The sequence below is a fragment of the Pseudomonas reidholzensis genome, assembly GCF_900536025.1.
GTDB lineage: Bacteria > Pseudomonadota > Gammaproteobacteria > Pseudomonadales > Pseudomonadaceae > Aquipseudomonas > Aquipseudomonas reidholzensis.
In genome coordinates, this window is sequence record NZ_UNOZ01000019.1 from 42,905 (window position 1) to 56,280 (window position 13,376).

11 protein-coding genes are annotated in these 13,376 nt (G+C 64.4%); 3 read left to right on the top strand and 8 right to left on the bottom strand.

All coding sequences use genetic code 11. The features are described from left to right. Window positions 1-39 precede the first annotated feature (39 nt). From CCOS865_RS13965 to CCOS865_RS13980, 4 genes are all read right to left on the bottom strand, one after another. Window positions 40-765, bottom strand: a complete 726-nt coding sequence (locus CCOS865_RS13965) for a gluconate 2-dehydrogenase subunit 3 family protein (RefSeq protein WP_119141751.1) — start codon at window positions 763-765, stop codon at window positions 40-42. A gap of 245 nt (window positions 766-1,010) precedes the next feature. After that, window positions 1,011-2,018, bottom strand: a complete 1,008-nt coding sequence (locus tag CCOS865_RS13970) for a LacI family DNA-binding transcriptional regulator (protein WP_119141753.1) — start codon at window positions 2,016-2,018, stop codon at window positions 1,011-1,013. Between the two features lie 56 nt (window positions 2,019-2,074). Then, the gene (locus CCOS865_RS13975; RefSeq protein WP_167469059.1) at window positions 2,075-3,226 is read right to left on the bottom strand and encodes an SMP-30/gluconolactonase/LRE family protein; all 1,152 of its coding nucleotides are present in this window, start codon (window positions 3,224-3,226) and stop codon (window positions 2,075-2,077) included. 107 nt (window positions 3,227-3,333) lie between these two features. After that, the gene (locus tag CCOS865_RS13980; protein ID WP_119141757.1) at window positions 3,334-4,047 is read right to left on the bottom strand and encodes a putative quinol monooxygenase; all 714 of its coding nucleotides are present in this window, start codon (window positions 4,045-4,047) and stop codon (window positions 3,334-3,336) included. 215 nt (window positions 4,048-4,262) lie between these two features. Between CCOS865_RS13980 and CCOS865_RS13985 the strand changes: the two genes are divergently transcribed. The 3 genes from CCOS865_RS13985 to CCOS865_RS13995 all read left to right on the top strand — a co-directional run bounded on the left by CCOS865_RS13985 (window position 4,263) and on the right by CCOS865_RS13995 (window position 8,093). After that, window positions 4,263-5,336 (top strand): LacI family DNA-binding transcriptional regulator, encoded by a 1,074-nt coding sequence (locus CCOS865_RS13985; protein WP_119141759.1) that lies wholly within the window; start codon window positions 4,263-4,265, stop codon window positions 5,334-5,336. 120 nt (window positions 5,337-5,456) lie between these two features. Then, complete coding sequence (locus CCOS865_RS13990) at window positions 5,457-6,659, top strand: mandelate racemase/muconate lactonizing enzyme family protein (RefSeq protein WP_119141761.1); 1,203 nt, start codon at window positions 5,457-5,459, stop codon at window positions 6,657-6,659. 57 nt (window positions 6,660-6,716) lie between these two features. Next, entirely contained in the window at window positions 6,717-8,093 is a 1,377-nt protein-coding gene (locus CCOS865_RS13995; protein ID WP_119141763.1) for an MFS transporter, read from the top strand. Window positions 8,094-8,151: 58 nt separating this feature from the next. On the opposite strand, the gene CCOS865_RS14000 is transcribed toward CCOS865_RS13995, so the two are convergent. The 4 genes from CCOS865_RS14000 to CCOS865_RS14015 form a co-directional block, all read right to left on the bottom strand. Next, window positions 8,152-9,414 (bottom strand): OprD family porin, encoded by a 1,263-nt coding sequence (locus CCOS865_RS14000; RefSeq protein ID WP_119141765.1) that lies wholly within the window; start codon window positions 9,412-9,414, stop codon window positions 8,152-8,154. Between the two features lie 101 nt (window positions 9,415-9,515). After that, window positions 9,516-11,168, bottom strand: coding sequence for an AMP-binding protein (locus CCOS865_RS14005; RefSeq protein WP_119141767.1), 1,653 nt, complete (start codon window positions 11,166-11,168; stop codon window positions 9,516-9,518). Continuing rightward, window positions 11,165-11,911, bottom strand: coding sequence for a nitroreductase (locus tag CCOS865_RS14010; RefSeq protein WP_208644534.1), 747 nt, complete (start codon window positions 11,909-11,911; stop codon window positions 11,165-11,167). The genes CCOS865_RS14005 and CCOS865_RS14010 overlap by 4 nt, the downstream gene beginning before the upstream one ends. 53 nt (window positions 11,912-11,964) lie before the next feature. Further along, window positions 11,965-13,305 (bottom strand): MFS transporter, encoded by a 1,341-nt coding sequence (locus CCOS865_RS14015; RefSeq protein WP_119141771.1) that lies wholly within the window; start codon window positions 13,303-13,305, stop codon window positions 11,965-11,967. Window positions 13,306-13,376 lie beyond the last annotated feature (71 nt).

The following is a 13,376-nucleotide window of genomic DNA, read 5'->3' on the forward strand; positions in this document are numbered from 1 at the left end:
AGGCAAGCGCCTTTGCGGCGTCATACGTTATGAAGGGCTTCAGATCCGCCCGATGAGGCTGACTGGAATGATCTCCAGCTTGTGGCCTTTCTGCGCCAGGAAGTCGCGGTAGTCGTAGCGGGCCCCCGGGAAGCCGATCATCTTCCAGCCGACCATGCCCTGGTTGCCGCCGTAGACAGGGTCGGCGAAGAACCCTTCGTGGACGTTGGCCAGGCACTGCTTGAACAGCACCTCGCTGGGCAGGCGGCCCAACTGCACCGAGCCGCTTTCCAGCTGCGCCAGCAGGGCATCCTGTTGCTCGGCGCCGAGCGCTTCGAAGCTGCTGCCGAAGGCCTGCTGGCAGTGGCCTTCGAGCTCGGCGAGGCCGATGCGGTAGACCTGCGCCGGGTTGCGCAGCGACTGGTCGCCCTGGCTAGGCGTACCGGCCTGTTCAGGGCCTTTCAGGTAGCGGTTGCTGCCTTGCCCGTACGGCCCGGCCAGTTGGTGGTCGAGAAACACTACGCAGCCGGCTTGCGAGGCACTGACACTGAGCGCGTCTGCCGGGATCAGCCGGTCGAAGATGGCCGTGACCTGGGCGTATTCCTTGTCGCTGAGAAACATCCGCACAGCAGGGTCGACCGGGGTCGGTGGCAGGGTTTCTTTCGCGTGCCAGCGGTTACCGCCCGACAGGACCCGCAGGGCGGCACCTGCAGGTCGGTAGATCGAGGCTGCGACGCTGGTGGCAATCAGCACCATGCCGGCTTTGATGACGCTTCGGCGGTCCATTTCAACTCCCTCTGGTAACAGCCGCCGCGTACGCGGCGCTGCCTGGCCCAGGTCCTGCCCCGTGATGATGCGGGGTGATTATTTTGAGAGAGCGCTCTCATTCGTGCGGTGAAAAAATGCCCATTCAGGGCGATTGTTGGAGAGCGCTCTCATTTGCAATGAAAAAAACGGCCGCATGGGCCGACACCGGCAGATCATAGGCGCGACATTTTGTCTCGTCAATGATCTGCCGTCAGCTGAAGCACTCAGGTTTTCTTTGGCGCGGCGGACGAGGTGCGCAAGATCAGTTCGACCGGCATCACGTGGCGTTTGATCCGCTTCGGGGTGCCGGCGATGATGTCCTGCAGCGCAGCGACGGCCGTCTGTGCTTGAGCCTGCGGGTCCTGGCGCACAGTCGAGAGGGCGAACACCGAGTTGGAGGCGCTGGGGATGTCGTCGAAACCGACCACCGAAACATCGTGCGGAACCGACAGCCCCATCCCTCTCAAGCGGTCGAGGATGCCCAGCGCGAGGTAGTCGTTGGAGGCCAGGATCGCCGTAGGCGGCTCAGGGTCCGCGAACAGCGTGTCGACGCCCCTGCGCCCCGACGCTGCATCGTGGGTGCCGCGCAGGTAGAACGGCGTCAGGCCGGCCTCGGTCATGACGTCGCAATAGGCCTTGGTGCGTTCGCGCGCCGAGGCCTCGGTACCGCCGCCCAGGTGGGCGATGCGCCGGTGGCCGAGGGCGAGCAGGTGCTCCATGGCCTTGCGGATGCCGCCGTGGTCGTCGACGGTGATCACCGTCACCCGAGGGTGCTTGATCTGCAGGCTGCCGAGGTACACGCACGGCAGGCTGTCGGCGATGCTGTTGATGGCCTTGGCCGACAGCGAGTTGGCAATCAGGATCACCCCGGCCGCACGCAGGCGCAACAGCCGCTCGACCGCGCTGGTCGCGCAGTCGTCGTCACTCGCCCTGAGGGTGGTTATGGGCTCGAAGCCGGCTTTCACCAAGGCGTGGTCGATGGCCTGGGCCAATTCGATATGAAAGGGGTTGTTCGGGTCGCCAATCAGCAACCCGACCATGGAAGAATGCGCCGACATGAGGCTGCGCGCAGCCAGATTTGGCCGGTAGCCCAGCTCTGCGGCGATCTTGGCGATGCGCTCACGGGTTTCTGCGCGAACGCCCGGGTCACCCCGCAGGGCACGCGAGGTTTGCGCGCGAGACATGCCCGCTGCGAGGGCGACATCGTCGAGGGTAGTGAATGGTTTGTTCATAGGCGGGCAAGAATATACGTCTTGCCCGCCGTGCAGTACAACCTTCGCGGCGGCGGTCAGTGGCTGGCAGCGGTGCTCAGCGTCCTGAACGACATCGACTTGCCGATCTTGATGCCGTCAACCGAGTCTGGCAGGGGCAGCGAGTAGACATGGAACTTGCCCGAGGTGCCGTTCTTGCCTTTATTGAAGTTGGCCATCAGCTCGCCCTGGGTCGCAGGGATCAACAGGCGGCGGTTGGCGTCGATGAACAGCGCATCCGGGCCGATCAGGCGATCGTCCTGGATCAGGGTGGCGCGCCGGCCATCCGGTGCGACCACTTCGATGCTGCGGCTTTCGACCAGGCCCAGGTAGACGTTGCCCAGCGAGTCGATGCAGGTGCCGTTGATCGTGCCTTTGTCGAAGGCCAGGACGATGTGCTTGGCAAGCTCGGCGTCGCTCACGCTCGGGTCGTCGAGCAGTTGCCGGCGGATCTTGTACATCGGGCTGCTTGGGGTCGAGAACAGCACCCACTCACCGTCCGGGGTGACCTCGAGCATGTCTGCATGGACCGCTGGGCGCTTGCCGTTCTCGTCTTCATAAGGCCGGCCAGCGGTGGCCAGGATCGGACGGTCGAGCGGCTGGCGCAGCAGCGGCTGGTTGTGCAGGCGGCGCAGGGTCTTGCCGGTCTTCAGGTCATGGATGATCAGTGCGCCAACACCGGCATCGGTGATGTAGACGCGGTTGTCGAATACCCGCAGGTCGTTCATTACGGCGCCGGGCGGCAGGATGCTCTCGTCGAAGCGCAGCACGCGCAGGATTTTGCCGGTCTTGCTGTCGAGCTGGACGACCTTGGCCGCGCCGGGCAGGGTTTTGATGTTGTCCGGCGCGCCCTGGTCGACCAGCCACACCGTGTCGTCATCGAACACGTGCACCGAGTTGACCTGCACAAAGGCATTCGCGGCATCGCCGCCCGGTGCCCAGCCGTTCCAGCTGCCCCCGGGGAACGGGGTGTACTGGGTCGGCCCCTGCACGCGCATCAACGACGGGGTCTTCAAGGTCGCGTGCCAGCGGGGCAGGCCGATGAACAGCGTGCCATCGCTCGTCGCGGTGACCGCGTTGGCGATCGTGTCGATCTCGACTTCGGTCTTGAGCTCGGGGCTTGCGGCGAAGCTCAGAGAGGGCAGTAGGGCGGCGAGCGCGAAGGTCTTGATCCATGTCTTGTGTTGCATGTGGCTACATCTCCTGATTGTCATCGTTATTGCGGTGATGTGGCGCCTCGATCAGAGAGCGCTCTCATTAATGATGGTATCGTTACCATTCTAATGTCAATGATTGGCTAGTCGAGGATCCGATCCTGCAGTACCAGCACTTCCGGAGCACCTGCCTGCAGTTGGCCAAGTACCCGGTCAAACGCTCTGCCGGCCAATTGGGCGTGGAACTGCTGATAGGCAGCGGCGTCTTGCCAGCGCTCGTAGATGACGAAGGCGTTGTCGTCATCGCGCACGCCGTAGACGTTGAACACCCGGTTGCCCGGCTGTTGCCGAGCCTGCTCGATGGCCGAGCGGGCCTGGCTCAGAAACGCATCGCGCTGCTCAGGCTTGACCGAAAAACGGGCGACCACGTTCTTGCTCGCAGTGGGGGCCTCGATTTCGGTTCGGGCCGGGGCCGGCAGGGCTTGCAGGTCGCGCAGCACGTATTTGCGCTCCGGCTTGGCGAACGCCGAGGGCACCAGGGCGAGGACCGGCGCGACGTGGGCCGAGGCTTCGTGCTGCTGATAACCGTCGGCATCGCGCCAGCTTTCGAAGAGCACCAGGGTCGGGTCGTTGCCGCCAATGTCGGCAACATCGAAGACCCGGTTGGCGGCCTCGCTGCGGCTTTGCGTGGCGTTGTTGCGCATGGCCTTGATGAAGCCTTCGCGGGCTTCGGGGTTGATCGTCTGAATGTTCAGGTAGTGCACCGGCTCTGCCTGGGCAGTGCCGAAAACGCCGAGCGCGGCGGCGCTGAGCAGTGCGAGCAGGGCAGTGCGGCTGCGTGTGCGGGGATGATGCATGATGACCTCCAGTCTTTATTGTTGTGCGGCGCCAGGCATCCGGGGGGGCATGCAGCTGGCCGCCGTGGAGCAACCTATCAGGAAAATGAGAGCGCTCTCAAGGCTTTTCACGCAACCGCCCGATCGTTGCGCATTTCAGCCAGCCTCGCCCTTGGGCTGATCAGCCTGATAGCATCGGGGTTCTTTCATTCGCCCGCATGGATATCGATACCCCCATGGCCGACACTCCGACCGGCACGCCTGGTAAACCGTCCGGTGCCGTTACATTGAGCGACGTTGCCCGTCTGGCCGCCGTGGCGCCGATGACCGTCTCGCGTTATCTGAACAACCCCGAGGCGGTCAAGGCCGCGACCCGCCTGCGGGTGCAGCGGGCCATCGAGCAGACCGGCTATGTGCACAACCGCCTGGCCGGTGCCTTGCGCTCCAACCGCACCCGGCTGGTCGCGGTGGTGCTGCCGATGGTCACCAACCCGTTGTTCTCCGACACCTTCCAGGCCATCAGCACGCGCCTGAGCCAGTCCGGCTACCAGGTGCTGCTGGGGGTTTCCGGGCATCAGCGCGAGCAGGAGCAGGAGTTGCTCGAGGTGATCCTCAGCCGCCGCCCCGATGGCATCATCCTCACTGGCACCCTGCACACGCCGGCGTGCCGCAATCGGCTGCGAGTGTGCGGAGTACCCGTGGTCGAGACCTGGGACCTGAGTGCCGAGCCGATCGACATGCTCGTCGGCTTTTCTCACGAGCAGGCGGGCAGGGCGGTGGCGCGGCGCCTGCTCGAGCTGGGCTACCGGCAGTTCGGCCTGCTGGCGGTCGATGACCCGCGTGGCCTGCGCCGGGCCGACAGCTTTCTTGCCGCCTTGGCAGAGCAGGGCGTGGGCCCGGTACCGCGGCTGATCTATCCCGGGGTGCCGTCGCTTGCGCAAGGGCGCGAAGGCCTCAGTGCCTTGCTCGAGGGTGTGCAGGTGGGCGCGGCGCAACCGCTGGCGGTGGTCTGTACCTCCGACACCATCGCCCACGGCGTGCTCACCGAGGCAGCGGCCCGCGGCATTCGGGTGCCCGAGCAGCTGGCGGTGATGGGCTTTGGCGACATGAATTTCGCCGCCCATACCTTCCCGTCGTTATCCACGGTAAAGGTCGACGGCAGCCTGATCGGCGATACCGCCGCGCAGATGCTCCTGGCCCGCCTCAAGGGGCCGCAGCAAGGGCAGCAGGGCGTGCAGGACGTCGGCTTCGAGCTGATCGAGCGCGACAGCACGGCGCGCGTGGCAACGGCGACTCCTACCGACGACTGATCGACACGAAATAGGCCTTGGCGGAACCAGCACGCTTGTCGGGCGTGCTTTTCTGGGGTAGGGTTTTGCCTATCAATGGTAACGATACCATTTTTGCTTCAGCTGCCTTGGATTACAAAAATGTCAAAAATCACCTGCGTCAGAACCTTCCGCCTGCCCCAACGCCCCAAGCTGATCTGGGTAGAAATCGAGACCGACGAGGGCTTGATCGGTCTGGGTGAAACCTTTCGCGGCGCCGCCACCGTCGAGGCCGCTATCCATGAACTGATCGCGCCTGGCCTGATCGGCAGGGATTCACGCCAGATCGAAGCCATTGCCCTGGAGCTGTCGACGCCCTACGTGGGCTTTCACAGTGCCAGCGCCGAGATCCGTGCCGCCAGTGCGATCGACATCGCCCTGTGGGACCTCAAAGGGCAGCGCCATGGCGTGCCGATCCACGAGGCACTGGGCGGCGCCAGCCGTGACCGGGTGCGCGTGTACAACACCTGCGCCGGCTACGAATTCAACACCCAGCAAGGCGCGCGCCGGGAGATCTCCGAGGCCGACAGCCGCCAGGGCCCGTATGACGATCAGTTGGCGTTTGCCCGCGACCCGGCGGCCCTGGCGATCAGCCTGGTCGAAGAGGGCTACACGGCGATGAAGATCTGGCCGTTCGACCAATTCGCGCGTCAGCCTGGGGCCAACACGATCAGCCTGGCCGAGGTCGAGCAGGGCGTGGAGACCTTCCGCAAGATCCGCGACGCGGTCGGCAACAAGATCGAAATCATGTGCGAGCTGCACAGCCTCTGGGACACCAGCGCGGCGCTGCGCATCTGCCAGGCGCTGGAGCCGTTCGACATCTACTGGGTCGAGGACCCGCTGTGCAAGATGGATGACGCCCAAGCGCTGGCCGACCTGCGCCGGCGCACCCGTGTGCCGATCTGCGCCAGCGAGACCCTGGGCGGCAGCGCGGCCTACCGCGAGCTGCTCAAGGCCGACAGCCTCGACTACCTCATGCTCGACCTGGTCTGGTGTGGCGGGTTCACCGAGGGGCGCAAGGTCGCCGCGCTGGCGCAGGCCTTCAACAAGCCGCTGGCACCGCACGACTGCACCGGTCCGGTTGCGCTGTTCGCCGGGCTGCAGCTGGCCATCCATGCGCCCACGGCGGTGCTGCAGGAAGTCGTGCGGGCGTCGCTGTCGACCTGGTATGGCGACCTGGTCGATGAGCTGCCGCAGATCGAATCGGGTTTTGCCCTGGCACCGACCCGGCCCGGCTTGGGCACGGCACTGCGCCCAGCGTTCAAGCAGCGCGCTGACATGATCATCCGTCAAACCTCCCGTTAAGCGGAAAGAGGAGGGCAGCTGCGTGCCGCCTTCCCGCCCTCCGGCATCGAGAAAACAATGAAAAAAACAGGTTCTCTTCGTCGCTTCTTCGCCGAGCATCGCCGCTACGAGGTGATTGCTCTGCTGTTCATCATGATGATCGTCAACCAGGGCGATCGCGCCACCTTGTCGATCGCCGGCGCCAGCATCTCGCAGGAGCTAGGCCTGGGGCATGCGCAGATGGGCTGGCTGTTTTCGGCCTTTGGCTGGGCCTACATGCTCTTGCAATTGCCCGGTGGCCTGGCGATCGACCGCTTCGGCAGTATCCGCGTGCTGGGCTTGGCGATCGTCGCCTGGTCGCTGTTTACCGCAGCGATCGGCACGGTTGCGTTGATGCCGGTGGGCCTGGCGTTTCTCGCGGTGTTCGTCTTCCGGTTTCTGGTCGGCGTTGCCGAGGCCCCGTGTTTTCCGGCCAACAGCAAGATCGTCTCGATGTGGTTCCCGTCGTCCGAACGCGGCACGGCGACAGCGATCTTCAATTCATCGCAGTATTTCGCCGCCGTGGTGTTCACGCCGCTGCTGGCGTGGATCTCCACGCGCTGGGGCTGGCCGTGGATCTTCTACGTGATGGGCGCAGCAGGGGTGTTGATCGGGGTGGTGTTCATCCTGCGCATCAAGGCGCCTGCGGATCACCCGAGCATCGAGGCGCAAGAGCTCGAGCACATCCGCCTGGGCGGCGCCAGCCTGACCGAACGCCCCACGGCTGTGGTGCGCAAAGCCACGCTGGGTGAAACCTGGAAAGACGCCCGCGCGCTGCTCGGTCAGCGGATGTACCTGGGCATCTACATTGCGCAGTTCTGCATCAGCACGATGACGTTCTTCTTCCTTACGTGGTTCCCGGTGTACTTGGTGCAGCAGCGCGGGTTGTCGCTGCTCGACGCCGGCCTGATGGCAGCGGTGCCGGCGATCTGCGGCTTTATCGGCGGCATCAGTGGCGGCGTGATCAGTGACTGGATGCTGCGCCGCGGGGTGTCCTTGACCCTGGCCCGCAAGCTGCCGATCTTCATCGGCATGCTGCTGTCGATGAGCATGATCCTCTGCAACTACGTCGACAGCGACTGGCTGGTCGTGCTGTTCATGGCACTGGCGTTTTTCGGCAAGGGTGTCGGCGCATTGGGCTGGGCGATCATCGCCGACGTCTCGCCGAAGAACAGCGCCGGCTTGAACGGGGCGATCTTCAATACCTTTGGCAGCACCGCCGGTATCGTCACGCCGATCGTCATCGGCTATCTGGTGCAGTCGATGGGCTCGTTCAACGGCGCGTTGATCTATGTCGGCCTGAATGCCGCCGGGGCGTTCGTCAGCTACCTGCTGATCGTCGGCCCGCTGCGCCGTCCGGATGACAAGCTGCAAGCCGACAGCGGCCAGCAACCGACGGCGGTGACGGCGGCCTGAGCCTTGAGCCGGCCTGGCATGTCGCTGCCTGAGTGACTCGCCAGGCCGTGTGCCCGGTCTAGAAATTGACCGTATAGCGCACGATGAAGCGGTTTTCGTTGGCGCTGTCGGCATACGTGGAGCGGTTGGTCGAGTTGCGCCACTGCACTGCCAGGTTTTTTAGCGGGCCGCTCTGAATCACATAGGCGATGTCGCTGACCCGCTCCCATTCCTTGCCCTGTCGATCGTCCGCGCGCAGGCCGGCCGCCTGGCGCGTGGTCAGCAGTGTAGGGTCGACATCATCGCCTTTGACGTACCTCAGGGTCAGCGTCAGCCCGGGTACACCCAAGGCGGCGAAATCGTAGTCGTAGCGGGCGAACCAGACGCGTTCGTTGGGCGCGGTGAAGGTACTCACCAGCGACTCGCCAAACAGATAGGTGTCGGCGCCGTTGACGACCGCGAACGGTGTATCGCCCCAGGCTTTCTGGTAGCCACCACCCAGGGTGTGGCCCTTCAGGCTATAGGCGAAATAGCTGCTCAAGGTGCGGTTGTCCACCTCTCCCAACGCTTCGTCGCCTGTCTCGCTGGCATCGAACAGGCGCACATCGGCAAGCAGCGCACCGCTCGACAGCGGTTGATTGAGCTTCAGGCCGGCGTAGTGGGTGCGGTACAGGTCGGCGAGCTGGGCAACGTGGTAACTCACGGTAAGGGTCGGCAGTAGCTTGTAGTCGAACGCCAGGTAGTCGAAATGATCGGCTTCGACCGCGCGATAGCCAAAGGTCGTCAGCGATTCGAAATCGGTCGAGTTGCGCTGTTTCACCGCGTTGACCCGCAGTGCCGAAACGCTCAGTGAATCGACATCGTTGGACACCAGCGAACCGCCGCGGAACACTTGCGGCAGCAAGCGGCTGTTGTTGCTCCACAACAACGGCATCAAGGGGCTGATGCCACCCAGGCGAAGTTCGCTCTTGCCCAGGCGCGCCTTGGCGGTGAGGGTGAACTTGCCGTACTGGTCCTCGACGTTACGCTCGGAGTCGAACGCCAGCAGGCCAGAGCCTGTGCGGTCAGGGCTCGAGTCGAGCTTGACCCCCAGCAGGCCCTGCGCATCGACGCCAAAGCCCAGCGTGCCCTCGGTAAAACCCGACTGCAGGTTGAGAATGAAACCCTGCGCCCATTCGTCCCGCTTCGACTGGGCGGCACCCTCGTTTCGGAAGTCGCGGTTGTAGTAGAAGTTCCTCAATTCCAGGCTCGCCTTGGCATCAGCGACAAAGTCTGCGCAGGCGTAGGGGGCTGAAGTCAGTGCCGCCAGTGGCAGCAGGAGGCGGGCGGGATAGTTCGTCATTGCAAGCACCTTTTGTTATTTTTAATGTGCAAGAACGCCTGCTGCCGCAAGGGGCAACATCAGCGGTAACGCTTTGGGGGTCACTGGTACGTGGCGGTGGCTCAGCCGCTCGAAGCCAGGCGCATGATCGCCTCACGGCTGCCGGCGCGCTGGCGCAGCAGGAACTTCTGGATCTTGCCGGTGGCCGTCTTCGGCAGTTCGTCGAAGATCACCCGTTGCGGGCACTTGAAGCGGGCCAGGCGTTGTTGGCAGAAGGCGATCAGTTGCGCCTGCGACGGCGCCTCCACGCCAGGTTTCAGTTCAATGAAGGCACACGGCACTTCACCCCATTTGTCGTCCGGCTGCGCCACCACGGCGGCGTGCAGCACCGCGGGATGGGCATGCAGCGCTTCTTCGATTTCGATCGAGGAGATGTTCTCGCCGCCAGAAATGATCACGTCCTTGGTGCGGTCGGTGATCTGGATATAGCCGTTGGGGTGAACCACGGCCACATCGCCGGTGTGAAACCAGCCCCCGGCAAAAGCCTGTTCGGTGGCAGACGGGTTTTTCAGGTAACCCATCATCACGGTGTTGCCGCGCAGCAACAGCTCGCCGGTGGTCTGGCCATCGTGGACTACCGGTTGCAGGGTCTCGGGGTCGGCGACCATCAGGCCTTCGAAGACCGCCCCGCGGGCACCCTGGCGAACCCGCAGCGCGCACTGCTCGGCCTCCGGCAGGGTGTCCCAGGCGTCTTGCCAGACGCAACTGAGCGGGGTGCCGCAGACTTCGGTGATGCCGTATACATGGTCGACATCGAAGCCCTGTGCGAGTACGGCCTGCAGTACCGCGGCCGGCGGTGGGGAGCCTGCGGTCAGCACCCGCACGGGCTTCGCCAGTGCGGCGCGGCCGGTACTGTTGGCGATCATCGCCATGACGATCGGCGCGGCGCAGAAGTGGTCGACAGCCTGCGTGTCGATGGCCTCGAACACCGTTTCAGCAGACACCTTGCGCAGGCACACGTGGGTGCCGGCGGCCGCGGTGATCGCCCAGGTGAAGCACCAGCCGTTGGCATGGAACATCGGCAGGGTCCACAAGTAGCGCGGCGCGCGGGGCAGCGGCCAGTTGGTCATCTGCAGCAGGCTCATCAGGTAGGTACTGCGATGGCTGGCGACCACGCCCTTGGGGTCACCGGTGGTCCCCGAGGTGTAGTTCAGCGCGATCGGCTGCCACTCGCTGGCCGGCCAGACGCCGGCAAACTCGGGGTCACCACTCGCCAGCAAGCTTTCGTAATCGGTTTCGCCAATGGCCGGGCCCATCGGCGCCAGGTGGTCATCGATATCGATCACCACAGGGCGCTGCTCAAGCAGCTCCAGCGCAGCCGCCGCCAGCTTGGCGAACTCGCGATCGACCAACAGCAGCTTGCATTCGCCATGGCGCAGGATGAAGGCCACACCTTCGGCATCCAGGCGATAGTTGACGCAGTTCAATACCGCGCCAGACAGCGGCACACCGTAGTGCGCTTCGAGCATCGCCGGCGTGTTGGGCGAGAGGATCGACACGGTGTCGCCATTGCCCAGACCTCTGCTGGCCAGTGCCGAGGCCAGGCGGTAGCAGCGCTCACGGGTTTCGACCCAGCTTCGGCGCAGCTCACCGTGCACCACGGCCTCGCGCTGCGGGTGGACCAGGGCGGCACGGTCCAGGAAGCCGAGCGGCGTCAGCGCGAGGTGGTTGGCCGGGCTGCGCTCGAGCCCGCTGTCATAGGCACCAGGGTTCATGGGGTTGTCTCCTTGTTATTGTGATGAAAAATGGTGAATGCGCTGACCGGTTCGCGGTCGGTGACCAGGCTGTTCTCGATGCGGCTTTCGTCGGCGTAGCCCAGGCTCATGCCACACACCAGCATCTGCTCGGGGGGGATCTCCAGCACTTCGGTGATCACCTCGTGGTACTTGAGGAACGCCGCCTGCGGGCAGGTGTGCAAGCCTCTGCCGCGCGCCGCCACCATCACGCTCTGCAAGAACATGCCGTAATCGAGCAGGCTGCCTTCCTGGAGGACCCGATCGATGGTGAAGATCAGGCCGACCGGCGCATCGAAAAAGCGGTAGTTGCGCGCGTGCTGCCGATGCATCCGCTGCTTGTCGCCCTTGCTGATGCCGAGCAGGCTGTAGAGCTCCCAGCCGACTTGCCGGCGGCGGTCGACGTACGGCGCCACCCACTCGCGCGGGTAGTACTCGTATGGGTCGGCGAGGTGTTCATTGAGCAGCGGATCGTCGTCGATCGCGGCGATCGCGCTGGACAACCTGGCTTTCGCGGCACCACTGATGACATGAACGCGCCACGGCTGCATGTTCACGCCGGTCGCACAGAAGCGTGCGACCTCGAGGATCGACTCGATTTCCTCGCGCGGCACGGCGGTCGGCAGGAACGCGCGGATGCTGCGGCGTGAGGCGATCGCCCAGTCGACCGTCTGCTCCAGTAGAGGCGCCGAGAGGGGTGGTTGCGATAGGCGGTTCATAGTCATCTCTTGCAGGTTCGTGGGTGAGTGGCATGCGCAGGCAGGCTGCGGCTGCAGGCTCAACGCGCGGCCATTGCAGCCTTTGCCTGGGCGGAGTCGGAGCGCGATTGGTTGATCAGGGTGACGGCCGCGGCGCCGATCAGGCCGGCCAGGCTGATGGCCATGAAGTTCTGCTCCAGTGGCAGGCTCAAGGACACCAGCCAGCCGATCAGCACCGGTGCGACGATCGCGCCGATCCGGCCAACCCCGGAGGCAAAGCCGACGCCCGCTGAGCGCAGGGTCGAGGGGTAGAAGTCGCCGGCGTAGGCATAGGCCAGCAGTTGCGTGCCCAGGGTCGAGGCGCCGACCACGAACACCACCGCGAACAGCAAGCTGGTCGAGCGCGTGTAGCCGAGCAGCGTCAGGGCGATGGCACCGACCAGGTAGAAGCACACCAGCACATGCTTGATGTTGAACTTGTCACTCAACCAGCCACCGCCGAGGGCGCCGACGATGGCCCCGACGTTGAACACGATGACGAAGTTGAGTGCCGAGCCCAGGCTGAACCCGGCCATCGCCATCAGCTTGGTCAGCCAGGAATTGAGCGCATAGACCATGAACAGGCCGGTCATGAAGGCCGCCCAGATCATCACCGTGCTGAAGCCACGCCCGTCCTTGAACAGGTTGCGCACCGGCGTGTCCTGTTTGCCGAGGACCGCAGGGTTGCCGACCATGGTGCTCTGCTCGCTGATGGCCAGGTCCGGCTGAAGTTGCCGGGCGATGTCGCGCAGTTGGTCCTGGCGGCCATTTTTCAGCAGGTAGCCAATCGAGTCGGGCATGCTCTTGAGGATGAACGGAATCAGCAGCACCGGCAGCGCGGCGATATAGAACACCCACTGCCAGCCGTGGCTTTCGATCAGTTGCTTGGCCGTCAGGGCAACCAGGATGCCCCCCACCGAGTAGCCGGCAAACACTAGGGTCACCAGGCGGGTGCGCAGTTTCAGCGGGGCGAACTCACCCATCTGCGCGGTGCACACCGGCAGTACACCGCCAATCCCCAGGCCGGCGATGAAGCGCATGATGCTGAAACTCACCGGGTCGTTGGTCAGCCCCGCCGCGGCGGTAAACAGGCTGAACAGCGCAACACAGATCGCGATCATTTTCGGCCGACCGATACGGTCTGCCAGGGTGCCGAGGAAAATCGCCCCGAGCATCGTCCCGAACAGCGCGGAGCCTGCCATGATGCCGGCGCTGGTCGGGTCGATGTTCATGTCTTTCATGATGGCCGGCAGGGCCGCGCCGACCACCGCCAGGTCGTAGCCGTCGATCACCAGGATCAGCACGCACCAGAACAGAATCAGCCTGTGGAAGCGGTTGAAGCGTGACTCGGCTGCCAACGCATAGACGTTCACCGGTTGCATAGCGTGTCTCCTTCGATCTTGTTTTTGTTTGTGAAGTGCACTGTGCTCGCCAGGCTGTGCTGGCTGGGCCA